Genomic DNA, 22,809 nt, shown 5'->3' on the forward strand with positions numbered 1-22,809 from the left:
AAAATGTTACGTCCTTTAGTCCTAGGGTGTGCGATTGCGTTTGGCTCAACATACGCAATGGCAGAAGCGGTTGATTTAAAACAAAACATGAAACAGATGAAGATGGAATTCAAACAGGCGGCGGAAGCGTCTGATGTTGAAACCATGAAATCTGCGATTGATAGCTTGCAAGCGATTGTTGAACAATCTAAGCGTGGTAATTACCCACCAGAGAAGTTTGATACTTACTTAGAAGGCTTTAACAAGCTGACGGTAACGCTAGATAAGATTGAAGCGGATCTTGATGCGGGCAAGCTACAAGAAGCAAAAGCTCAACTGCGTGAAATCGATAGTCTTCGTGAAGAGTACCACGACAAGCGCAATCCAAGCATTTGGAGCAAGTTGTTCGGCTAATTATCTACTGAGCGGAGCATTTGCTCGTGGCAGTGGGTTACGCGTTATCTCTAAGTAATGAATGAACACATTATCAGCCTGCCATTTCGGCGGGCTTTTTTGCGCCTGTCAATCGATGCATTCAAGAAAACCTGTGAGGTAGCAACCACTTATTGATACTGTTTTTTGAGCTATCACTCAAAATTGGTTACGCTGTGTGAAATTTGTTAAGTCACCGTTATGCGTAGATTAATTCCTTTTTACCGCTCGATGTTATTTGCTAGTGCTCTCAGTTGGGTGCTAGTGACGCTGATGCCTGTTATCAATGCTCATGGTAACAGCATGGGCGTGTGGGCGACGCTATGTACGCTTAACGGATTTGAGTTGGTCCAAATAGAAGGGGGCGACAATTCGGTCAGCCACAAAGGCAAGCCCTGTCCGTTTAGCCACTTCTCGACTTTTCATCACGATACACTTCCAACGACACCGATACTTTCAAGACAGAGCTTGGTGACTTCTGACAGCTACGCTTATTTGGCTCTAAGTGTGCGATTTGAAACACCAGTTCCTAGAGCGCCGCCAGTTTCCCTTTTCTCATAACAAAAACAATTACACGATACCCAAGTAACCTCGAGATGCTTGGTTCAGCGAGAATGACTTGGTTTGTAGACGCGGCGGCGATTTAAAGGTCTAGTGGGTCTAAATCAAGATATCGACAACAAAGTATACAAGCCAAGACAACTCGCCCTTCGGGAGCGTGTCATTGCTCCGATTGCTGCTTCAAACAACTTGGAAAGAGTTGTCTATTACACAGCGTTGTTTTCTTTGCACTCGAATCAATGACAACGCTCTGAATCCAGCATCTTGAAGTCACTTGGGTATATAGCCAACAACACTGCCACTTCGAGCAGTGGTACTCCCAAATCTAAGTCAATTAGCGCCGCATACGAATGTGTATGTGCAGGATGCGTTTGACTGAATTTGGGTGTTCAACAATGAAAAAAGGAAAATACACATGTTGAGAAACTCGGCAAAGCCTCAACTCAAGGAAGCCTCACGCTTAAAATCCATCTACTTTATGACGTGGCGATGGCACTTTTACGCAGGTTTGTTCGTCATTCCATTTATGCTCATGCTTTCCCTCACGGGGTTGGTGATGTTGTTTGATGACGAAATCGAATTGGCTCGATACGAAGCGACATTACAAGTTTCACCACAAGAGCAAATGGTTCCCGTCTCTGTACAATTAGAAACCGTAAAGCAGGCCTACCCCGATTTTAATGTCACTCAATTTGTACCTGCTAAAACGGCCGATATTGCCAACCGCTTCTCGATTCAAAACCAAGAAGGCAGCTCACTGATTGTTGCAGTAAATCCTTATACAGGAGACGTACAAGGCACCATTAATCGTGGTGATAGCATCTATGAACTGATGAACAGCATTCACGGTACGTTGCTCATCGGAGACTTAGGCGACCGTTTAATTGAAATCGCCGCCAGTTTAGGCATTTTACTGTTGGTGTCTGGTTTGTACCTGTGGTTACCAAGAGACAACGCAAGCCGTGCTGGCTTTTTGAAAATTCGTTTTGGCAGTGGAACTCGTATTTTGATGCGAGATCTGCATGCGAATTTAGGTGGTGTGCTATCAATTGTTCTGTTGTTCTTTTTGATTTCAGGTCTGTCTTGGGCTGGGATATGGGGCGCGAAAATGGTGCAAGCTTGGAATACCTTCCCAACCTATTACACATGGGGTGAGAAACCGGAATCGACACTGACACACAAAGACCTGAATCATGGTGCATCAGAAGAGATGCCATGGAACTTAGAGCTTGCTGCTGTGCCTGAATCGAAAGACAAACCCGCTCATGATCATGCCAATATGAAGGAAGATATGGCATACGCAGGCAACCATGATGCGCTCTCCATTGATGATATTGTCCTCAAAGCTGAAATGATGGGCTTCACTGGCTATAAGCTGTTTTTGCCACGCTCTGAGACGGGCGTTTACACTGTTGCAGCTAACTCCATGGGTGGCGATATCTCCGACCCAAGACAAGATCGCACCAGCCACTTTGACCAGTATTCCGGTCGCTTGTTGGTGGATGTAACGTGGCAAGATTACAGTTTGTTTGCCAAGTTCATGGCGGCAGGTGTGTCATTGCACCAAGGCGATGTCAGTGTGCTTAACAAAGTGCTCAACGTAATGTTCTGTTTGGCGTTCATCTTAATCTCAATCACAGGTGTGGTGATGTGGTGGATTCGTAGACCAAGTCGCAGTGCCGCATTGGGGGCGCCACCTAAGTTCCAGCAAGACGGCATTTGGAAGCTTGGTTTAGTAACGTTGGTGGTATTGGGTCTGGCGTTTCCGATGGGCGGTTTGGCGATTGTTACGGTTCTCGCTCTGGATTGGCTGCTGTTTAACCGCGTTGAGAAGCTAAAAACGGCGTTGCGTTAGCAATACAGAAAAGAGTGGAATAGTAAAAGAGCCAGCGAAGTGCTGGCTCTTTTTATTTCTGGTAAATCTCCAGCGGCAAGCCATCTGGGTCTTGGAAGAAGGTAAAGGCTTTGCCTGTGAATTCGTCAATACGAATTGGCTCAACTTCAACGTCATTCGATTCTAGGTAGGTTTTCACCTGTTCAACATCATCAACCAAAAAAGCGAGATGCCTTAGCCCTTGTGCTTCAGGAAAGCTCGGTCTCTCTGGTGCGCCCGGAAAGCTAAACAGTTCAACTTGGCTGCCGTCAGGTAAAGCGAGGTCAAGCTTGTATGAGTCTCTGGCTTCGCGATAGTTCTCAGCAATGACTTTCAATCCCAACACTTCAGTGTAAAAGCGTTTTGACCTTGAGTAATCGTTGCAAATGATCGCGACGTGATGAATGGCATTAAACATGGTTAGTGTCCTCGGAGACTAAATGTTCCTTAACGAAGTCGATAAATACGCGCAGGCGAGCAGGCATGTATTTGGTTTGCGCATACTGCATCGCGATAGCGCCGTGGTAGTTACTCTTGATCATCCAATCCGGTAGTACCTCCACCACTTCACCTTGCTCTAACGCGTCTTTGATCACGAAATCATGGAAGATCCCAATTCCCAAGCCAGACTTAACCCCATTCAAGCGCATTTGAGAGTGGTTGACGGCGTAACGCCCGCTTACTGCAATCGAATGAAAGGCTTCCTCTTTAAAGAACGACCAGATGTTGTCTTTGTCGTTCTCGGCAAGGTAAATACAGTCGTGTTGCTCAAGCTCGGTTGGATGCTCAGGCATACCGTGTTTGGCTAGGTAATCAGGAGAGGCACATAAAACGAGATTGGTCTTGCTGATCTCTTTGAGTACCAGGTTTTCGTCGGGTTTGTCGGTGAGCTTAAACGCGACATCAATACCTTGGCGGAAAAGATCGATCTCACCATCTGCTGCACGCAGCTTAAGCTGTATGTTTGGATAACGTTCTAGGAATGGCAACACAAACGGTTGAAGCACCGAATTAAGAAATGCTTCTGGGGCTGCCACTGTGAGTGCGCCTGTTGGCTCAGCATGATCTTCTGCAGATAACTCAACGGCTTGCTGCGCGGCATTCACCATTGCGATGCTTTGGTCGTAAACCTTTTGCCCAGCTTGAGTAATGATCAACTTACGAGTCGTGCGCTCAAACAGTTTCACCGAGAGGGCTTGCTCTAATCGCGTGATCAACTTACTTAAAGCCGATGGCGTTACGCCGAGTTGTTTAGCAGCAGCGGTAAAACTGCCTTCGTTTACCACCAAGATAAACGAAGCAAGATCAGGAAGTAGGGCAATGAGTTTTGGATTAACCATAATTGTTCAGTTCTGCGCAGCGGAATAACGATATTGTCTGGTACGGTTTCACGAGGTTCAAGTGTCACCGTCTCGCTTTAACGATATTTGGCCAAAAATGCATTGAGTGCAGGCAAGCCAGATTCACCAGTATGGTATTGCTGCCAACAGTGATAAATGGCCGTTTCGTGGTCTGCAATCAACTCGATAGCTTCTCGCTCAGCGATTGAATACTGCTGTGAAGCTTTCACTTCTTCATGCCACTCTCGATACTTGACCTCATAAGGTTCTACCCACTTCAGAAGAGTCGCCACCAACTCTTGCCATGGTAAACCAATCCACTTGGTTGCATCTGCCAAGCCTTTATCCAACATCTCTTGGTATCGACTTTCGATATCCATGCCATTTGTCAGCAGTACAGGTTTGAGTTTTTCTGCGGTGAGTTCTTCCACTTTAATCAAGGTTTGCCACAGCGTTTGTTGTTCACTTTGGGCGTAATGGCTCAAGTAGTGGTTGAAAAAAGCGATGCCGTAGATTTCGCCATAGTAGGCAGACAGAACGTTATGAATCATGGTGAGAATCGTGATTTAAACAGAGAATACCGCATTGTAGGAGGGGAAAGCGCGACGTGTAAATACCTGATTAAGAGTAAAAAAGTGCTGCTGACAGAATTCGAACAAAACTTGTGAGAATTTTATGAGAATTCGATGAAGTTGCTGATAGATTTGCTCGTCATTCTTAGAGGCAAGAACGCAAAACGTTCGAAACGTAATGCTTAACCTACTCAAGTCACGAACAAAGAAGTAAAGCCGTACAGATGGGCTTGGGTAGTTCAACCCTCATTAAAGGATGGAATCACAATGAAAAAACGTACCCAACTCGGACTCGTCATGACTTCAGTCGCTATGGCACTAGGCTCTGCATCAGTGAATGCGGCGGAATTGGAAATCACCGTGACAAACGCAACCAAAGGCATCTACTTTACGCCTCTTATTGTTGCCGCACATGGCTCTGATCTTCAAATGTTCAGAACGGGCCAAGCAGCAACGCCTGAACTAGAAGCAATGGCAGAAGGCGGTGATATCTCTGGGCTTGCTAGTGTGATTGGTAACGCTGGTGGTGCGGTGGTAGAGAACCCTGCTGGTGGCATTTTGAACCCAGGTGTGGCAACCACCTTCACCTTGGATAGTGGCGACCACGGTTATCTTTCTCTGAGCGCGATGTTGCTGCCAACCAATGACGGTTTTGTCGGTCTAGATAGCTGGAAGATTCCAACGGAAGCGGGTACATACCGAGCAACGCTAAGAGGTTACGATGCTGGTACAGAAGCGAACGATGAGCTTGCGTCTAGCATGCCAAACCCACCTTTCATTACCTTTGGTACTGGCGGCACAGGCGTTGAAGCAACGGTAACTAACGACAAAGTTCACGTGCATCCGGGTAACCTTGGTGATAGCGACCCATCTGGCGGCATCAGTGACTTAGACAGCAGTAGCCATCGTTGGTTAAACCCAGTCGCAACCATCACAATCGTTGTGAAGTAAGGGGGATGTATGAAATACAGAATCTTACTAGTAGCAGCTTCAGTCGGCTTGCTCGCCGGTTGTCCAAGCGATGATGATAACGATGTAGTGAAATCGTACCGCTACACCGTCAACGTGGCGAACTTGACTGCGAATCAACCTATGTCTCCGCTCGCGGTACTCACTCACAATGGTGACTACCAACTGTTTGAAATTGGCCAAGCGGCATCTGTTGAACTTGAGCATCTTGCCGAAGGCGGTAGTAACGCAGAGCTAATTGAATTGATGAACAGCAATGACAGTGTTTACCAAGGTATTTCGGGTAATGGATTGGTGTTGCCGGGTGCATCGGACGAAGTCACCATCACGGTTGACCCTAGTCGTTACGGTTACTTGTCTGTGGCGTCTATGTTCGTGAATACCAACGATGCCTTTGTTGGCGAAACGGGGCTATCGCTCAAATCGCTCGCAGTGGGTGAAAGCTATGAAATGAGCATGAACGTTTGGGATTCTGGCACGGAACTGAATGATGAGCTTGCCGCAACCATTCCCGGCCCAGCAGGAGGCGGTGAGGGTTTCAATGCCGCTCGCAATGACAGCAATGACGTTGTTGCTTTCCATTCGGGCGTTGTTAGCCAAGATGATGGATTAGCAAACTCAGCACTCTCTGCGAACCATCGTTTCTTGAACCCAGGTGCGAAAGTCACCATCACTCGAGTCGAGTAACACAGGCTCCGATGACGTCTCCTTTCCAAAGCGCTTGTAGCCGAGCGCTTTATCCCTCATGGCGTCATCGGAACCTTTTTTGAAAGAATTTCTAATTTGTTCCGGTCATGTGCAAAGTGAGGATAATCGAAGGCAAGGAAAGGACCATGGAACAACAGGCTATCAATTTAGTCGCGAACATCTTGTTGGTGGAAGATGACGATGATTTGGCAGAACTGGTTCAGATGCATCTCAAGTTTCAAGGACACAAAGTATCGCGAGCCACAAATGTCGCCGATGCTAAAGCGCAATACCAGCAACAACCCTTTGATTTATTGATCCTTGACCGAGGTTTGCCAGATGGTGATGGTCTAGACATCTGCCATTATTTGCGTCAGCAACAAGATTGGAGCCCAGTGCTCATGCTGACAGCCAGAGACGGTGAAATGGATAAGGTTGACGGTTTAGAAGCGGGCGTTGATGACTACATCACTAAGCCATTTAGCGTATTAGAATTCCAAGCACGAGTGCGAAACGTGCTGCGCAGAGTCAGCCAAACCGCAGAAGCCAAAGTAGCGAATGGAGTCCTCGACGATGCGATGGACTTTGGTCCGCTGAGAATTATTCCGGAGTTGCACCAAGTATCCCTAAACGACAAAGATGTCACTCTTACCGCGACAGAGTTTACTTTGCTGCAGTTTCTCGCGACTCGTCCGGGCAGAGTCTACAGTAAAGATGAATTGCTCGATCACGTTTGGAACACTAGCCATTCTGGTTATCACCACACTGTGTGTAGCACCATAAACCGTTTACGCAGCAAGTTGTCGTTGTCTGATTCTGATCACCACTTCATTCAAACTGTTTGGGGTGTTGGGTATAAGTTTCAACCAAGACACTAATGCAAGAAAGTAAGTCAAGACAGTAAGTCGGCAGTTGTTTTCACCGTCATTTTTCAATCATCACGGGTGTTTCAGAAACATCGCTGTTTAAGGAGGCGATAGGATGAGCTTCAAATCTCGCTTAGTGGTATTTACTAGCTTGTGGTTTTGCCTCGCGGCGGTGGTGATTGCACTGACTTACAATTGGCAAAAAGAAACCATTGAGTTACGCACTAAGCAAAGCCTACATAAAGAGCTAGCCAGCCACATGCGTGATGATAATCCGCTGATGATCGGGACGGATTACAACCCTAAAGCGCTCAAGTCGATTTTTCACACGCTCATGCTGATCGGCCCTGACTTTGAAATCTACTTCCTCGATAGCCAAGGCAATATCACCACCCATGCAGCACCAGAAGGAGCGGAGATCATGGGAGCGGTGGATCTCAATCCCATTAAGCAATTCTTAAATGACCAGCCTTTTCCTATTTTGGGTGAAGACCCACGTAATCGTGGTGAACACAAAGTCTTTTCTGTCGCAGCGATAGAGGAATTAGGCTCTACGGTCGGTTATCTCTATGTGGTGATTGGTAGTACCCGACATGACGCCATTGCCAATGCTCAAGTCGATACTCCTTACATCGCGCTGGCAGGATTGGTCTTAGTGTCCATTTTAGGCTTTGCTCTTGGAGCTTATGTACTGGTCAAACGTAGCCTATTGAACCCAATTGAGCGCGTGACCAAACAACTTCAACAGCAAGCTGAACATGATTTCCGCCTGCAACCTGATTTTACTCACCAAGTGCCGGAGCTCGTGCCGATTGCGCACTCTTATCAGATGATGGCGAAGCACATTCAGCAACAGTTTTTACAGTTGGAGTATCAATCGTCTCATCGTCGTCAAAGCTTGTTGCAGCTTAGTCACGATTTAAAAACGCCGTTATCAAGCGTGCTGGGTTATTTGGAAACATGGCGTTTGCAACATCCGGAATCCGATCCTTTGATTGACGTCGCTTTCCGAAATTGTGAGAAGCTCTCAACTCAATTGCATTCTCTATTAGACGCCGCACGCAAAGAAGCTCCAATGCCAAACTACGAGTACCGCCCCGTAGATCTGGGCGCTTTGATGGCAGAATGTGCTGAAACGATGCAGAGCCAGTTTTCTCGTAAAGAAGTGGTGTTGAAAGTGGATATCGATAGCGAAATCCAAACCGTGGGTGATAAGGGGCTATTGGAGCGGTTGGTGCTTAACTTACTTGAAAATGCCTTACGCCACAGCCCAATTGGTTCGGAAGTGCATTGCCAAGCGCATTTGAGTGAGGATAAGTCGCGTATCCACTTTACCTTCGTCAATCACATTGAGGAAGAAGCGGAGGGCGGTTCTTTGGGGATCGGGACGAAGATTGTCCAATCGATCTTAATGCTTCACCACAGCTACCTTGAGACCAATGCGACATCCTCTCAGTATCAACAGAAGTTCACACTTCTCGCAATCTAAAGAGAAGTGTGAGACATAAGTTAATGTTTATTCAATAACACCACATACGACGCGAGCGCCGCCACCACCTAGCTTACTTGGGTGATCGGAGTGATTGTCACCACCTGCATGGATCATTAACGCTCGACCTTTTAAATCCGATAATTTTAGGCGAGGCGCGACAACGGGCTGATTGGCATTGCCGTCCATGTCCACATAGAGTGGAGGCAAGTCGCCTAAATGATTGTCATCGGTCCAAGGATAGCCATGCTTCCCTGTGTTGTTAGGATCATAATGGCCACCTGCTGCGCCGCCTAATACGGTTTTGTCATCCTTTTCTATGCTATCGCAAGATGGATTAGTGTGAACATGGAAACCGTGCACACCTGCTGACAAACCTGATAATTGAGGCGTAAAAACAACGCCATAATCACTTTGTGAAATCTCAATGGTACCCGCACTCTCATTGGTGTTGAGAGCAGTCATTTCTACCGTTTTTGCTAGCACGTTAGGGGCGGCGACAAGAGCGGATGCAACTGAAATGCATAGCAATCCTTTTAACATGGGACCTCCTTCTTTTAGGGTGTACGCTCAAGCACATATTAGTGAAAACCTGTTTTACTTATGTATGTTGAGCGGTGAGTTTATGTCATAGAGTGATGTGTATCACTTTATGGTCTTAAACTGATATCTCGATCCGAAATCAGCTTTCTTTTATTTAGTCTTAACATGTTGAGATCGTTAAGATATAAAAAGAATAGACGCCAATCTTAAAATAGCCTGAATATTTTTAAATTAACGCAAAGTTAAATTTTTAATGACTTTATAACAAAGCTCATAATTGTTTTATAAAGAATTTGGTGGAATTGTCCGCAATAAAGAATAATCAAATTAACGAATATATTAATGTGAACATTGTTGTTTATAGATTTGTGGTCAAACTGTTGCTTATATCATCAAATAAGATAAAAAATTGGAACTAAAGTCACTTAATGGCAGAGGAAAAAATTAAACTCTGATTGTAATGGGTAATAATGTTTTAGTAACAGATAGTTACGCACTTAAAATTAATAATATGGCTAATTTCCGACAAGGATTGAAAAAGATGAAAGACAAGGAATCTATTCAGACTAATAGCAGCCGCCGTAATTTTCTGAAAGGCGCAACAGGAGCTGTTGTTGCTGGTGTGAGTGCTTCCGCTTTCTCAGGCGTAGCTCAAGCACGAGAACAGAAAATTGATTGGAGCAGCCGCGGGCTAGGTAGAAAACACGATAAGCGCTTCTGGCGTAAAGTGCGAAGACAGTTCGTTTTGGACAAACGAACCACTTACATGAACATTGGTACAACAGGTTCAATGCCAAAACATGTTCTTGAAGATTACGAGCATAACAACAAGCTAGTGGCTAAATATCCTTGGGATATGAAAGGCAAATTTGGCTCTTGGCCTTATGTTTCAGAGATGGTTAAAGACGTCGCACCAGGTTTTGGTGCTAACCCAGAAGAGATCATTCTCAGCCGCAACACTACTGATGGCTTATGCTCGATCATTAATGGCTTACACTTTGAACCAGGTGATGTGATTCTAACGACACACCATGAACATATTGCTGCAACATCACCTATGAACGTAGCGAAACATCGTTTTGGTGTGGATGTGGTAGAAATTCAACTACCAGTATTTACTGGTACCGAAAACGTTTCTGAGCAAGATTACATTCAAGCGTTCCGAGACGCGCTTGATGCGAATCAAAACGTTCGCCTAATTGTTTTCTCTCATATCACATACAAAACAGGAACCGCGCTACCAGCAAAAGCCATTTGTGCTTTAGCAAAAGAGTATGGTGTACCTACTCTTGTTGATGGCGCGCATACGGTCGGTATGTTTGACCTTGATTTCCACGATATGGATTGTGATTTCTATGCAGGATCTGGTCATAAGTGGCAGTGTGGTCCGGGTGCGACAGGTATTCTGTATGTTCGTGATAACGGTAACCGTTTGAATGAGTATTGGAGTGACCGAGAGAACCCGTTATGGTCGATCAACTCCTCACTTTCTCATGCTGATTACCTAGGTAAACAGCTGCAAATGCAATACATTGGTAACGATAACTATCCTGCGAAACAAGCACTAGTTGATAGTTGCAAAATGTGGGATGAGATTGGTCGAGACCGTATCGAAGAGCGAGTTGTAAGCCTTGGTAGTTTATGTAAAACCTTGCTTCAAGAGTACTTACCACAAGCCAAAATGTATTCACCAAACGTGGAAGGCTTAACCAGTGGCTTAACGACGGTTAATCCGTTCTCCGATGTAACTAATGAAGAGATACTGACGGAATTCCGAGATCGTTTACGTGAAGAGTATGGTTACATCATCCGTACGACTAGCTTTAAGCTGCATAAGGATGATGACTTTGATACTTACGCGCTGCGTATCTCTACGCATTTGTTCCATGACGAACAAGATGTGGAAGGGCTCGTAGTGGCGATGACGAATTTGTATTACTCGTCGTTCTAACATCGTTGTTTATCACTCAAGCGCCCATTATTGGGCGCTTTGTGAAAGGTAAGGATATTATTATGTCAGTCATAACATTCAAAAGAACTTTAGCGACGGTGGCGCTCATGGTTACCTCTGTTGCGTCGTCTGCCGCTTGGTCAGACGATTTACAACAAATCCGTGAACGCGGTGTACTGCGTCACATTGGTGTCCCGTACGCTAACTTTGTCTCCTATATTGAACAAGGTGAAGTGGAAACTTTGACTGGCTTAGATGTAGAGATAATAAAAGGTTTTGCCAAGTCGTTAGGTGTTCAGTACCAGTATGTTCCAGCACAGTGGAGCGACGTGGTTGGTAAGTTGACAGGGCAAAATGTGCAATATCACAACAAGCAGGCTGTTGTCGGAGAAAGTGTTCCAATTGAAGGCGATTTGATCGCAAATGGCGTTACTATTCTTGATTGGCGCTCTGAGGTTGTCGATTTTTCACAAGATTATTTTCCTTCAGGTGTATGGTTGGTTTCCAGATCCGACTCTAGTCTGAGCCCGATTAAACCAAGTGGGTCGGTCGATGAAGATGTTAAAAACGTCAAGCAGCTGATCGATGGTCGCGAAGTGTTAGCTTTAGAACATTCTTGCTTGGATCCTAACCTTTATGACTTATATGACACAGGTGCAAAAGTTATATTACCTGATGGGGCGCGTCTCCTTAATGAGATGGTTCCAGCGATAATGAAAAATGATGCGGAAAGCACATTATTAGATGTTGCGGATACGCTAATTGCCCTCGAAAAATGGCCGGGTGAAATAAAAGTCATTGGCCCTATATCTGAAAATCAAAAAATGGCTGTTGCATTCCGTAAAAATTCCCCTGAATTACGCAAAGCATTTGATCGTTATTTAGACTCGATAAAAAAAGACGGTTCATACGAAAAACTAGTAAAAAAATACTATCCATCTATTTACTACTTTTATAACGATTACTTTATAGAAGATAAAAAGAAAGTCCGATGAATAAGGCCGTTAAAAAATTTTCCAGTAAAAGATTTATTACAATAAGCGCAATATTAGTTTCAATTTACCTAGCTATGCTTATTACTGTGACTAGCGTAGGTCAAAATAAATTAAAAGAATCTCAATACAGAGAACTAGATTTAAAAGTTAAAAGTTATGCAAGCACACTCGATAATTTATTTACCATAGCGAGTGAAGATGTTGATAATCTAGCTACAGATAAAACAATACAAACATTCTTTGGTAATTTAGCTTCTGGAATGTCAATGGAGTATGGGTTAGGTGCCAGTTTAATTAATTTAAAGCGTCGCTTCGATGAGAAGATAGACAGTAAGCTAATTAATAGCAGCCAAATCTATAAAAAGCTCACGCTGGTCGGCAGTGATGGAGTCACCATTGTCACCACAGGCTCCGAAAACCTTGCCGAGCATAAGATGGACATACAAACCTTAATGACTCAACACGGGCATCCCGAAGAGGTTTGTGCGACGCGATACAATGATGACGTTCGCATTCAAGTCATTAAGCAAGTTAAGTTCTCCGGAAAGCCTGTTGCCTTTTTAATTGCCGATCTTAATAAGAATATTGTTATTGACCAACTTACTAACCAAGAACACGAAGATAGTTATAGCCGAATGGTGCTAAAAATAAAAGACGTGGAAATGGTTGTATGGGATACCATAAATAAAACACCTTCTCACAATAAGGATGAGAATTATTTCGTTTCTGAGGCTGTAGACGGAAAAATTTACTTTGAAGTTCCTGTGGATAAACATCACTTCAAATTGATGGCGTGGTTCGAGCCTTTGAGTGAACGAGATATATTTACATCACGGCTCTTTATTATTGGTTTGAGTATTCTGGCCGTTATGATCGTCATTGCTTTATGTTATGCATTCATCACGAACAATAATAGGATTGAATTGAAAATTAAGCTTGAGGAAGAAAAAAAGCGTAAAGATATTCTTTCTCAACAGAATAAAAAATTAACGAACGAAATTGAACGTCGAAAAGCGTCTGAAAAAGAACTCGCCTTCCAAGCTAAATATGACACATTAACCAATTTACCTAATCGTAGTTATGGTTCCGAGCGATTGGCTTTGGAGTTAATTAGGGCATCGCGTAGTGGGTCTAAAGTTTTGGTGATGTTCATCGACTTAGACCACTTTAAGCAGATTAACGATTCAATGGGACACTTTGTTGGGGATGAAATCCTTAAACTCAGTGCTCAGCGACTGTATCAAGTCGCGAGAAAAACAGACTTATTGGCGAGAATTGGTGGGGATGAGTTTTTACTCGTCATCCCTGATTTGCCTGATAATGATACTGCAAAGCGAGTTGCTTCAAGTGTACTTTCGGCGTTTAACGATCCGTTTGTTTGGAACAACCATGAATTCTTCTTGAGTAGCAGCGTCGGAATGTCTGTGTTCCCGGATGATGGAGACAACGCTGAGCAGCTTCTTGCATGTGCAGATATGGCAATGTATCGGGCGAAACAAGATGGGCGTGATGGCTTTTGTTTTTATAACCATAATATGAACCAAGATTTGCAACGCTATTTGGATCTGGAAAATCGTCTGAGAAGTGCGATCTCCAATCAGTTATTAGAGCTGTATTATCAGCCAATTATTGAGCTGAGTAGTGGTAAAATCGTAGGTGCAGAAGCGCTAATGCGTTGGAATGATGACAAGTACGGATTTGTAAACCCTGAAGAGTTTATCTCTATTGCAGAGAAAAATGGTTTAATTCATCAAATTGGTGAGTTTGCTATTCAACAAGCGTGTCGACAAGCGGCACAATGGCAAAGTCTGACTCCGTTGTTTGTTTCTGTAAACTTTTCTAGTGTTCAATTTAGGTACTGCGAGCGCTTACTTACGTTTATTAAACACAGCCTTGAGGAGTCTGGTCTTCCGTCAAATAAGTTCGATATTGAAGTGACAGAAAGTCTCCTCTTCAATCACGATTCTGAGCTATTAGACATGCTTAATAACTTACGAGCGTTAGGCACCAAACTTACTATTGATGATTTTGGTACTGGTTATTCTGCGCTGAGTTACTTGCAGAAGTTTCCGTTCGACCGCTTAAAAATTGATCGTAGCTTTATGCAAAATATGTTCGAGAACGACTCAGACCGCGAGCTTGTGAACGTAATCATAGCAATGGCAAAAGCGCTGGATCTTAAGATCGTCGCAGAAGGCATCGAAGAACAGCGTCATGTGGATTACCTGAAAAACCTAAACTGTGAGTTCGGACAAGGTTTCCACTATAGCCGACCATTACCTGCTAAGGACTTTGAAGCACTTTTGGCTAAGCCTACCTGGCTATAATTCCTTTTATAACAACCTCATAGAAAAGCATTAATTGAATTTGTGCCTAGGATTCATTAATGCTTTTCCACCTTAAGGTATAATCCTTCCTCCTTCCTTGAATTACACTACAATTAATTGATGAGTGATAGCCCGTGACGCCCGTCACATAAAGGCTAAGCCTAATTCTAAACGAGTAAATACTCGCCAAAATAACTAGGAAGGAATTTCAAATGTCTTCTGCATTCTACCAACAGATTCAGCAGCAAATCGAAGAAGTAAAGGCGGAAGGCCTTTACAAATCAGAGCGTGTCATCACGTCTCAACAGCAAGCGGCTGTTAAAATCTCTACTGGTGAAGAAGTACTAAACTTCTGTGCGAACAACTACCTTGGTCTTGCTAACCACCCGGCACTTATCGAAGCGGGTAAAGCAGGCATGGACGAGCACGGCTTTGGTATGGCTTCAGTACGTTTTATCTGTGGTACGCAAGACATCCACAAAGAGCTTGAGCAGAAGCTTTCTAAGTTCCTAGGTAAAGAAGATACGATTCTTTACACATCATGTTTCGACGCAAACGCGGGCCTATTTGAAACGATTCTAGGCAAAGAAGACGCAATCATCTCTGACGCTTTAAACCACGCGTCAATCATCGATGGTGTTCGTCTATGTAAAGCAATGCGTTTCCGCTACTCAAACAACAACATGGAAGAGCTAGAGCAACAACTGATCGCTGCGAAAGAAGCAGGTGCTCGTCACATTCTTATCGTAACGGACGGTGTGTTCTCAATGGATGGCGTAGTAGCAAACCTTCCGGCTATCTGTGACCTAGCAGATAAGTACGGCGCGTTGACTATGGTTGATGACTCTCACGCTGTTGGCTTCATGGGCAAAACAGGTGCAGGTACGCACGAGCACCACAACGTAGTTGACCGTATCGACATCATCACTGGTACGCTAGGCAAAGCAATGGGCGGCGCTTCAGGCGGTTACACATCTGGTAAAGCGGAAGTGATTGACTGGCTACGTCAGCGTTCTCGTCCATACCTATTCTCTAACTCTGTTGCACCAGCAATCGTAAGCGCTTCTATCCGCGTTCTAGACCTACTAGAAGAGAGCGGTGACCTACGTGACCGTCTATGGGAAAACGCAGCACACTTCCGTACTCGTATGGAAGACGCAGGCTTCACAATGGGTGGTGCTGACCACGCAATCATTCCGATCATGCTTGGTGACGCAAAAGTAGCAGCAGAATTCGCAGAGCGTGCGCTGGAGAAAGGCATCTACGTAATCGGCTTCTCATTCCCTGTAGTACCAAAAGGTCAAGCACGTATCCGTACTCAAATGTCTGCGGCGCACTCTCGCGAGCAACTAGACCGTGCAATCGACGCGTTCATCCAAGTTGGTAAGGACATGGGTCTTATTTAAGATTCTAGGCCTTAGACAATAGGGCCTTTAATTAAGGTTACATTATGAAAATTAAAGCATTATCAAAGCTAAAGCCTGAAGAAGGCATCTGGATGACTGAGGTCGATAAACCTGAAGTTGGCCATAACGACATTCTGATCAAAATTAAGAAAACCGCTATCTGTGGTACAGACGTACACATCTACAATTGGGACGAATGGTCACAAAAGACAATTCCAGTGCCTATGGTTGTCGGTCACGAATACGTGGGTGAAGTGGTTGCGATTGGTCAGGAAGTTCGTGGCTTTGAAATCGGTGACCGCGTATCTGGCGAAGGTCACATCACGTGTGGTCATTGTCGTAACTGTCGTGGCGGCCGTACTCACCTATGTCGTAACACGATTGGTGTGGGCGTTAACCGCGAAGGTGCATTCGCAGAATACCTAGTGATCCCAGCGTTCAACGCGTTCAAGATCCCTGAAGGTATCTCTGACGATCTAGCGTCTATCTTTGACCCGTTTGGTAACGCAGTACACACAGCACTTTCTTTCGACCTAGTAGGCGAAGACGTGCTTATCACAGGTGCTGGCCCAATCGGTATCATGGCAGCGGCAGTAGCAAAGCACGTTGGAGCTCGTCACGTAGTGATCACGGATGTGAACGAATACCGTCTAGAACTTGCTCGTAAGATGGGTGTAACACGCGCAGTAAACGTGGCTGAAGAGAAGCTAGAAGACGTAATGTCTGAGCTAGGCATGACAGAAGGCTTCGACGTAGGTCTAGAAATGTCTGGTAACCCAGCAGCATTCAACTCAATGCTAACCACAATGAACCACGGTGGTCGTATTGCACTACTCGGTATTCCACCATCAGACATGGGTATCGACTGGAACCAAGTTATCTTCAAGGGCTTGGTGATCAAAGGTATCTACGGTCGCGAAATGTTCGAAACGTGGTACAAGATGGCTTCACTGATCCAATCTGGTCTGGATCTATCGCCAATCATCACGCACCACTACAAGGTTGATGACTTCCAAGAAGGCTTCGACGTAATGCGCAGCGGCATGTCAGGCAAGGTTATTCTTGATTGGGAATAACTTATTCAAGTAAGAAATGCGCTCCTTTTTGGGGCGCATTTTTGTTTCATGAAGATTTTTGTTTCGGGAAGAAATGGTCGCCAATCTTTTCTAAACTTCTCGTATCGTTCTGCTACTTTTTTTTAGATTTTTTCCACTCAACTTCACCCTACCTTCTAACTAATTGTCAATTCTGTATTTGGAATAAGATAATAACCATTTGTTTTTAGTGGTTATTTTTTAGCATCATATGCTTAAAAAGCGTCATTTTTAAGTTTAATGTTTTTATTTGCTGTTCGTCTTTATCCTTATCCTGCTTCTTTTTATTGTTTTACATTTTATATGCATTTGGTTTGTCATAATTGAGCTATAACTAATAAAAAGGTTACCGATATACAGTGGAATGTAAAAATGGAGCTTTATATGAAAAGATTTTATCTGATGATGCCTCTGCTCTTAACCTCATTTAGTTGGCAAGCGAGTGGAGCGTCAGTGAGCGGTACGATTGATGTTTCAATTAATCTTGTACAAGGTTGTGTGATTAATGGAAATAATGCGGTAGATGCAGCTTCTGGCGTTGGCTTTGGCTCACTCGCCTTTGGAGACGTGCCTGCAATCTTCAGTGAACAAGATGGTGTGGTAAATGGTGGTAGTGCGACGGGTATTGAAGTGCTTTGTAGTAACGGTGTGACACCGACGTTTACATTGGGCACCGGATTGTATGATGCAAGTGCGACCGTTGGTACCTACGCGATGTCAAATGGCGCGCAATTTATTGATTATACGTTGTTTACCGACTCAGACCGAAGCACACAAATTATACAAGGTGGGACGGTAGCTCTGTCTGAATTTACTAGTGCAACATCGCAAACTATTGAGCTTTTTGCGAAAGCTTACGGTACGAGCAGCATTGCCGGCACATACTCCGATACCATCAGTGTGACGCTAAGCTGGTAAAACGTGACGCTGGTTGTTAGGGGCTTTTCACTTGTCGCGATGAGTTTGTGCTCTTTAACTGTGCTGGCTGATGCGACACAAACTTTTCAGGTGTCTGCCACCGTAGATACAGGTTGTTTGATTAACGGCGCAGTACAAGAAGAAAGCGCAACCCAAGCTGGGCAAATAGGCACGTTAGATTTTGGTGAGCATTCTTCAGTTTACGCGACGGAAGTACAAGGCAGCATCACTTACAGTTCATCACTCACATTAAGTTGTACTCCGGGTATTACGATGAATGTTTCCGTAAATGGCGGGATGAATGCATCGGACGGTGTACGTAAGCTAAAGCACAGTGAAGAAGCGACAACGGTAGATTACTTTTTGTTTCAGGATCTAAATTATACGCAGGTGCTTGATATTGACACGCAATATTCCGTCGATACCGACCAAGACCCAGATAATATTCAGTTTCCTATCTGGGCAAAGGCGACAATAAATGGGAATGAAATGGCTGGAATTTATATGGATACGCTTACGCTGACATTAGAGTGGTAAGTGAACTTTGGAGGGGTGAAATGGAATTCATACTCAAAAAACTATTATTAATAACCTTCCTTTTTGTTTTTTTCTCAAATGCCAATGCTAACTCATTATTAATTTGGCCGATTTACCCCAAAATATCAGAGGAGAGTAATGCAACATCACTTTGGATGGTAAATAAAGGCAGTGTTGATTCTTATTTACAGGTGAGAATTTTTAAGTGGGAACAAAACGAAGGAGAAGATAGTTATTCAAGTCAAAGCCAGTTAATTGCAACCCCTCCGTTTGTCAAAATTGAACCAGGTGAAAAGCAGTTAATCCGCATCATCAACCAAGATGAGGCCTCTGCGGGTAAGGAGTATGCATACCGAGTGATCATAGATGAATTACCGCCAACTCAAAACCCTCAAACAGAATTGACGGAAAATGAACTCGCTGTCAAAGTCCGAATGCGTTACTCGATACCTTTGTTTATTTACGGGAAAGGGCTGACTGATACTCAAAAACCAAACCGTGACAGTGAATTATGGGGTGATTTACAGGCACAGTTTATTAAGAAAAATAATCAGCGTTTTGTTCACATTAAAAATTCAGGAAAACACCATGTTCGCTTAGTGAATTTACAGTTGAATCTACCAAATAAAGATCCTGTCGTTATTTCCGATGGACTAGCTGGCTATATTCTTCCTGAACAGTATAAGGTTTGGTCTATTCCCCATAGTAATGTCAGACCCTTGAGTTTGAGCGCGAATATTGGAGGTAAACGTTACCAAATACCATTGAAGCAATAATGAATAGATTTAATACAATGAATGCTTTCTTTTGGTTGGTATTACTTAGCGTAACGTGGAGCAGTATTGGTCTTTGTGCAAATTCAGCAAACCACTTCTCTGAGCTACCGAGTCCTGAAAATTTCTCTTTAGAAAAGTTTGAGAATATCAGCCTCAATCTGGAGTTGGTGATCAATCAAAGAGCAACAGGGCTTGTTGCGAAAGTTGAGCGAGTTGGCGATCAGTTCTTTTTGCTCCGGGAGGACCTCATTTCAGTTGGGGTTACCGCCAAGTCGTTGCCTGGAACCGAAGAGAGACTTGAGGTTACGTCTATCCCAGGTGTTAACGTGCGTTACTTGCAATCGTCATTGCAACTTGCAATTGACGTACCGCCTAATTGGTTACCGATGCAGAACTTATCAGCGCAGGATATGGGGCGATTTTCCCCGGCTCAGTTTGGGCGTGGTGGCCTGCTTAACTACAACGTATTTGGTGTGTACGAGAACGAAAGCCGACAAAAGGAGGTTTCTATCAATCATGAAGTCAGAGCCTTTTCTGAGTTTGGCGTTTTTTCTACTACCGGGATATTTAAATCTAACTTTCATCGCGATGTTCAGTCCCAGCAAAGCAGCCAGTACACTCGTTTTGATACGAGTTACGAGTACGTCAATCAAGAGAAGCGAATTCGTATAGAGGTAGGGGACTATATTGTTCGCCCTTTATCTTGGAGCCAACCAGTAAGACTGGCGGGTATTCAGTTGTCGCATGATTTCTCTATGCGTCCGGATGTCGTGACGACGCCGTTACCTGCATTTTACGGTGAGGTCACAGCGCCCACTACGTTAGATTTGTTTATCAATGGCTTTAAAACTGACTCAATGAATGTTGGGCCCGGTCCTTTCATTATTAACGATATTCCAATGCTCTCTGGTGCTGGGGAAGCAACGGTAATTGCAACGGATGCTCAAGGTAAGCAAACGGTCATGACCAGCCCATTTTTTCTCTCTTCCGATCTACTCAAGACCGGATTTACATCTTACAGTGCGAGTATTGGTGCGATCAGAGAAAATTTCGGTAATGCATCTAACGACTATGGAGACGGTGGCGTGGTTACCGCTCTGCGTCATGGCATGACTGATTGGTTAACATTAGAAGCTCAAGCCGAAGCAAAAGATGACCTGATCGTTGCGGGGCTGGGCTTTGTCACCAATGCTGTCAATTTAGGTACGGTGGATGCCTCGTTTCGTGTGAGTAATTTTCAGGATCAATCTACCTCATATGCGCTAGGTTATAGTTATCAGTCTCGGCGGTTTAGCTTCGCTGCTCGAACTCAAGTAGAACAAGCCGACTTTTATACCTTATCTCATTTACCAAATTACGAAATGCTCGATGACGGCAAGGACGCTTCACTCGCGTCGCGCCATCTATCACAAATCAATATGGGAGTCCGTTTGGGAGATTGGGGCTCACTTTCTGGTGGGTACTTTGATATTCAACAATCCGACTCAGATTCACGTACCCTAAATCTTACTTATAGCTACGCTCTGCCTTTTAATATCAATATGTCCCTGTCTTACAACCATAGTATTGGTGGTCAGAGTGTTACGTTGGCGCAATTCTCTCTACCTTTCAGTTCTTTGGGGGGAAGTTCGGGGCTAACGCTGAAAAGAGAGGATGATGGCGATGTGCGAGGGCGAGTGGGTTACAGCCGCCTTGCGCCAATACGAGGTGGATGGGGCGTCAATTTAGCGCATGATATTAACGAACACCCAGAAAACCGTAAACAGGCTGATTTGACCTACCGTGCGTCATGGGCGCAGTTCAGAGCGGGGTTAAATGGCACCAGTGGCGACTATGATTATTTTGCGGAAATGGCAGGTTCGGTCTCTACGTTGGATGGAGAAATATTCCCAGCGAATGAAGTGTATGACAGCTTCGCTGTGGTGAGCACCAGTGGTTTTGAAGGTATTCCGGTTAAATATGAAAATCAAATTGTCGGAGTGACAGATGATGAAGGTTACTTACTTGTTCCTTGGGCTACGGCGTATTACACCGCCAAATATGAAATCGATCCACTTAATTTACCTGCCAATGCTGCGTTTTCTGCAACAGAGCAGTTTGCTTCGATACATTCGGGCTACGGCTACCTGTTAGAGTTCCCAATAGAGCTACAAATTGCACTGAGCATGACGGTGGTAGACGAAAATCATTTGTTCCTTCCGATTGGTACATATGGCCGCTCAGAAACGGGCTTAACAAGCCAAATTGGTTGGGATGGTTTTACGTACTTTGAAGGCGTTGACCCAGGCCGCTATATTCAGTTTTATCCTCAAGGACAGTCGCCATGTAAAGTGTTTATTGAGGGGTTGTATCAGCGTGACAGTCAAAAAATACAAACATTGCCTGAGCAGGTTTGTATCAAAGCCGAAGAAGAGACCGCACTATGATTTTGCGCAGCTGGTTTGCTAGCCTACTTCTCTTTTTCTCGTGCTCGACAATGGCTTGTCAGCTCACGGCGGCAGCACCTTTAATCTTGTTTGGCAATGTTTCTTCGTTTACTGTTTCAAGCTCTCAGCAGCAAAGCTCAGCTCAGCCTCATGCGGGGATTACGTGTGACTTTTCTACACTTGTGTCTTTGTTAAGTGGCGACTACGTATCAGCAACGTTTAACAGTATAAATAATGGTTTGCTATTAAATGAGGATGATCCGAGTTCGGAGCTCAGCTATCAGATTTTTGGCGATCCAGGTTTTTCACAAGAGTATGTATTCGGCCAAACTTACAATTTTTTTGAAATCGGGTTACTCGATTTACTCGGGTTGTTTGGCACTCAAGCCGAGTTTCCGCTCTATGCTCGGACGGGAGTGGGTAGTAATCTTTCCGCTGGGACTTATAAAGACCAAATCACCGTATCCTGGATTTGGGATTACTGTAAGGGTATCGGGGTTCTAGGGGTATGCATTGGCCGCGCCAATGGCAGCGCTCAAAGCGTGATTACGGTTGAGTTGGAAGTGACCCCTGATTGTATGATCACGGCGCCAGATATTGATTTTGGTTCGTCCCCATTAGTGGCCGGTTTTGAGCCAGTCAGTCAGGTTATATCGTTAACTTGTACCAAGAATAGTTCCTTCTCCATTGGCTTGAATGACGGCCTAAATGCGTCCGGCGGTCAGCGGCGAATGATTTCTAGTGGTCACTATTTGGAGTATGAAATCTATAAGTCATCATCGATGGATCGCTGGGGAGGAACCAGTTCTGAACGTCGTGAACACAGTGACGTCGATACTGGCGGCTCTATTCCTGATGGTATCACTCCACAGAATTATAATTATCGCGCGCAGATACTAACCAGCCAAACGACCCCTCCTGCAGGTACTTACACCGACTCAATAATCGTTGACGTTCAATTTTGAGCATCATGTCAATTACATCATTAGAGGCTTCTATTCCAAAAATCTTTTGTAATCATAGTTTTCACTCTGTCACTGCTTAATTTTGTGAGATTAGTATGGCTTT

At 44.4% G+C, this 22,809-nt stretch carries 21 protein-coding genes; 17 read left to right on the forward strand and 4 right to left on the reverse strand.

What is annotated here, in order from left to right:
• Nucleotides 1-3 precede the first annotated feature (3 nt).
• The 3 genes from R7E51_RS04425 (at nucleotide 4) to R7E51_RS04435 (ending at nucleotide 2,827) form a co-directional block, all read left to right on the forward strand.
• On the forward strand, nucleotides 4-393 hold the full coding sequence (locus tag R7E51_RS04425) for a cytochrome b562 (RefSeq protein ID WP_021035869.1): 390 nt from the start codon (nucleotides 4-6) through the stop codon (nucleotides 391-393).
• Nucleotides 394-612: 219 nt separating this feature from the next.
• A complete protein-coding gene (locus R7E51_RS04430) occupies nucleotides 613-972 on the forward strand; it encodes a hypothetical protein (protein WP_132936281.1) in 360 nt (119 codons plus the stop codon).
• Between the two features lie 415 nt (nucleotides 973-1,387).
• Nucleotides 1,388-2,827 (forward strand): PepSY-associated TM helix domain-containing protein, encoded by a 1,440-nt coding sequence (locus tag R7E51_RS04435; RefSeq protein WP_132936282.1) that lies wholly within the window; start codon nucleotides 1,388-1,390, stop codon nucleotides 2,825-2,827.
• Nucleotides 2,828-2,879: 52 nt separating this feature from the next.
• Here R7E51_RS04435 and gloA2 read toward each other — a convergent pair whose 3' ends face one another.
• From gloA2 to R7E51_RS04450, 3 genes are all read right to left on the reverse strand, one after another.
• Entirely contained in the window at nucleotides 2,880-3,263 is a 384-nt protein-coding gene (gloA2, locus tag R7E51_RS04440) for an SMU1112c/YaeR family gloxylase I-like metalloprotein (RefSeq protein WP_132936283.1), read from the reverse strand.
• Nucleotides 3,256-4,185 carry a LysR family transcriptional regulator gene (locus R7E51_RS04445; protein WP_061008228.1) on the reverse strand — a complete coding sequence of 310 codons (930 nt, stop codon included), beginning with the start codon at nucleotides 4,183-4,185 and terminating at the stop codon, nucleotides 3,256-3,258. Before R7E51_RS04445 ends, gloA2 begins: the two co-directional genes overlap by 8 nt.
• Before the next feature lie 77 nt (nucleotides 4,186-4,262).
• Nucleotides 4,263-4,736 (reverse strand): hypothetical protein, encoded by a 474-nt coding sequence (locus R7E51_RS04450; RefSeq protein ID WP_132936284.1) that lies wholly within the window; start codon nucleotides 4,734-4,736, stop codon nucleotides 4,263-4,265.
• 288 nt (nucleotides 4,737-5,024) lie between these two features.
• Here R7E51_RS04450 and R7E51_RS04455 point away from each other — a divergent pair, with 288 nt between their 5' ends.
• The 4 genes from R7E51_RS04455 to R7E51_RS04470 all read left to right on the forward strand — a co-directional run bounded on the left by R7E51_RS04455 (nucleotide 5,025) and on the right by R7E51_RS04470 (nucleotide 8,768).
• Complete coding sequence (locus tag R7E51_RS04455) at nucleotides 5,025-5,708, forward strand: spondin domain-containing protein (RefSeq protein ID WP_132936285.1); 684 nt, start codon at nucleotides 5,025-5,027, stop codon at nucleotides 5,706-5,708.
• A 9-nt stretch (nucleotides 5,709-5,717) separates the two neighbouring features.
• Nucleotides 5,718-6,413 carry a spondin domain-containing protein gene (locus R7E51_RS04460; protein ID WP_132936286.1) on the forward strand — a complete coding sequence of 232 codons (696 nt, stop codon included), beginning with the start codon at nucleotides 5,718-5,720 and terminating at the stop codon, nucleotides 6,411-6,413.
• Between the two features lie 146 nt (nucleotides 6,414-6,559).
• Nucleotides 6,560-7,291: a response regulator transcription factor gene (locus R7E51_RS04465; RefSeq protein WP_165935318.1), complete on the forward strand. Its 732-nt coding sequence runs from the start codon at nucleotides 6,560-6,562 to the stop codon at nucleotides 7,289-7,291.
• A gap of 103 nt (nucleotides 7,292-7,394) precedes the next feature.
• Nucleotides 7,395-8,768 carry a sensor histidine kinase gene (locus R7E51_RS04470; protein ID WP_064354929.1) on the forward strand — a complete coding sequence of 458 codons (1,374 nt, stop codon included), beginning with the start codon at nucleotides 7,395-7,397 and terminating at the stop codon, nucleotides 8,766-8,768.
• A gap of 27 nt (nucleotides 8,769-8,795) precedes the next feature.
• On the opposite strand, the gene R7E51_RS04475 is transcribed toward R7E51_RS04470, so the two are convergent.
• Entirely contained in the window at nucleotides 8,796-9,311 is a 516-nt protein-coding gene (locus R7E51_RS04475; protein WP_104976434.1) for a superoxide dismutase family protein, read from the reverse strand.
• A gap of 541 nt (nucleotides 9,312-9,852) precedes the next feature.
• Between R7E51_RS04475 and R7E51_RS04480 the strand changes: the two genes are divergently transcribed.
• From R7E51_RS04480 to R7E51_RS04525, 10 genes are all read left to right on the forward strand, one after another.
• Nucleotides 9,853-11,262, forward strand: coding sequence for an aminotransferase class V-fold PLP-dependent enzyme (locus R7E51_RS04480; RefSeq protein ID WP_132936288.1), 1,410 nt, complete (start codon nucleotides 9,853-9,855; stop codon nucleotides 11,260-11,262).
• Between the two features lie 62 nt (nucleotides 11,263-11,324).
• Complete coding sequence (locus R7E51_RS04485; RefSeq protein ID WP_005375093.1) at nucleotides 11,325-12,257, forward strand: transporter substrate-binding domain-containing protein; 933 nt, start codon at nucleotides 11,325-11,327, stop codon at nucleotides 12,255-12,257.
• Nucleotides 12,254-14,584, forward strand: a complete 2,331-nt coding sequence (locus tag R7E51_RS04490) for a putative bifunctional diguanylate cyclase/phosphodiesterase (RefSeq protein WP_064369624.1) — start codon at nucleotides 12,254-12,256, stop codon at nucleotides 14,582-14,584. The genes R7E51_RS04485 and R7E51_RS04490 overlap by 4 nt, the downstream gene beginning before the upstream one ends.
• A gap of 212 nt (nucleotides 14,585-14,796) precedes the next feature.
• The gene (locus R7E51_RS04495; RefSeq protein ID WP_053307923.1) at nucleotides 14,797-15,990 is read left to right on the forward strand and encodes a glycine C-acetyltransferase; all 1,194 of its coding nucleotides are present in this window, start codon (nucleotides 14,797-14,799) and stop codon (nucleotides 15,988-15,990) included.
• Between the two features lie 44 nt (nucleotides 15,991-16,034).
• Nucleotides 16,035-17,066 (forward strand): L-threonine 3-dehydrogenase, encoded by a 1,032-nt coding sequence (gene tdh / locus R7E51_RS04500; protein WP_132936289.1) that lies wholly within the window; start codon nucleotides 16,035-16,037, stop codon nucleotides 17,064-17,066.
• A 402-nt stretch (nucleotides 17,067-17,468) separates the two neighbouring features.
• On the forward strand, nucleotides 17,469-18,002 hold the full coding sequence (locus R7E51_RS04505) for a Csu type fimbrial protein (RefSeq protein WP_224721298.1): 534 nt from the start codon (nucleotides 17,469-17,471) through the stop codon (nucleotides 18,000-18,002).
• A 3-nt stretch (nucleotides 18,003-18,005) separates the two neighbouring features.
• Nucleotides 18,006-18,539 carry a Csu type fimbrial protein gene (locus tag R7E51_RS04510; RefSeq protein WP_005375102.1) on the forward strand — a complete coding sequence of 178 codons (534 nt, stop codon included), beginning with the start codon at nucleotides 18,006-18,008 and terminating at the stop codon, nucleotides 18,537-18,539.
• Between the two features lie 20 nt (nucleotides 18,540-18,559).
• Nucleotides 18,560-19,315, forward strand: a complete 756-nt coding sequence (locus R7E51_RS04515; protein WP_025768578.1) for a fimbrial biogenesis chaperone — start codon at nucleotides 18,560-18,562, stop codon at nucleotides 19,313-19,315.
• Nucleotides 19,315-21,741: a fimbria/pilus outer membrane usher protein gene (locus R7E51_RS04520; protein ID WP_372051726.1), complete on the forward strand. Its 2,427-nt coding sequence runs from the start codon at nucleotides 19,315-19,317 to the stop codon at nucleotides 21,739-21,741. Before R7E51_RS04515 ends, R7E51_RS04520 begins: the two co-directional genes overlap by 1 nt.
• Entirely contained in the window at nucleotides 21,738-22,706 is a 969-nt protein-coding gene (locus R7E51_RS04525; protein WP_206958277.1) for a Csu type fimbrial protein, read from the forward strand. The genes R7E51_RS04520 and R7E51_RS04525 overlap by 4 nt, the downstream gene beginning before the upstream one ends.
• The last annotated feature ends 103 nt before the right edge of the window (nucleotides 22,707-22,809 follow it).

The organism is Vibrio sp. Vb1166 (assembly GCF_033338695.1).
GTDB lineage: Bacteria > Pseudomonadota > Gammaproteobacteria > Enterobacterales > Vibrionaceae > Vibrio > Vibrio alginolyticus.

Coding starts and splice junctions, on each gene's coding strand:
- R7E51_RS04475 (WP_104976434.1), bottom strand. CDS start 9,311: ATGTTAAAAGGATTGCTATGCATTTCAGTTGCATCCGCTCTTGTCGCC.
- R7E51_RS04425 (WP_021035869.1), top strand. CDS start 4: ATGTTACGTCCTTTAGTCCTAGGGTGTGCGATTGCGTTTGGCTCAACA.
- R7E51_RS04485 (WP_005375093.1), top strand. CDS start 11,325: ATGTCAGTCATAACATTCAAAAGAACTTTAGCGACGGTGGCGCTCATG.
- gloA2 (WP_132936283.1), bottom strand. CDS start 3,263: ATGTTTAATGCCATTCATCACGTCGCGATCATTTGCAACGATTACTCA.
- R7E51_RS04445 (WP_061008228.1), bottom strand. CDS start 4,185: ATGGTTAATCCAAAACTCATTGCCCTACTTCCTGATCTTGCTTCGTTT.
- R7E51_RS04430 (WP_132936281.1), top strand. CDS start 613: ATGCGTAGATTAATTCCTTTTTACCGCTCGATGTTATTTGCTAGTGCT.
- R7E51_RS04505 (WP_224721298.1), top strand. CDS start 17,469: ATGAAAAGATTTTATCTGATGATGCCTCTGCTCTTAACCTCATTTAGT.
- R7E51_RS04515 (WP_025768578.1), top strand. CDS start 18,560: ATGGAATTCATACTCAAAAAACTATTATTAATAACCTTCCTTTTTGTT.
- R7E51_RS04465 (WP_165935318.1), top strand. CDS start 6,560: ATGGAACAACAGGCTATCAATTTAGTCGCGAACATCTTGTTGGTGGAA.
- R7E51_RS04470 (WP_064354929.1), top strand. CDS start 7,395: ATGAGCTTCAAATCTCGCTTAGTGGTATTTACTAGCTTGTGGTTTTGC.
- R7E51_RS04450 (WP_132936284.1), bottom strand. CDS start 4,736: ATGATTCATAACGTTCTGTCTGCCTACTATGGCGAAATCTACGGCATC.
- R7E51_RS04460 (WP_132936286.1), top strand. CDS start 5,718: ATGAAATACAGAATCTTACTAGTAGCAGCTTCAGTCGGCTTGCTCGCC.
- R7E51_RS04435 (WP_132936282.1), top strand. CDS start 1,388: ATGTTGAGAAACTCGGCAAAGCCTCAACTCAAGGAAGCCTCACGCTTA.
- R7E51_RS04520 (WP_372051726.1), top strand. CDS start 19,315: ATGAATAGATTTAATACAATGAATGCTTTCTTTTGGTTGGTATTACTT.
- tdh (WP_132936289.1), top strand. CDS start 16,035: ATGAAAATTAAAGCATTATCAAAGCTAAAGCCTGAAGAAGGCATCTGG.
- R7E51_RS04490 (WP_064369624.1), top strand. CDS start 12,254: ATGAATAAGGCCGTTAAAAAATTTTCCAGTAAAAGATTTATTACAATA.
- R7E51_RS04455 (WP_132936285.1), top strand. CDS start 5,025: ATGAAAAAACGTACCCAACTCGGACTCGTCATGACTTCAGTCGCTATG.
- R7E51_RS04525 (WP_206958277.1), top strand. CDS start 21,738: ATGATTTTGCGCAGCTGGTTTGCTAGCCTACTTCTCTTTTTCTCGTGC.
- R7E51_RS04480 (WP_132936288.1), top strand. CDS start 9,853: ATGAAAGACAAGGAATCTATTCAGACTAATAGCAGCCGCCGTAATTTT.
- R7E51_RS04495 (WP_053307923.1), top strand. CDS start 14,797: ATGTCTTCTGCATTCTACCAACAGATTCAGCAGCAAATCGAAGAAGTA.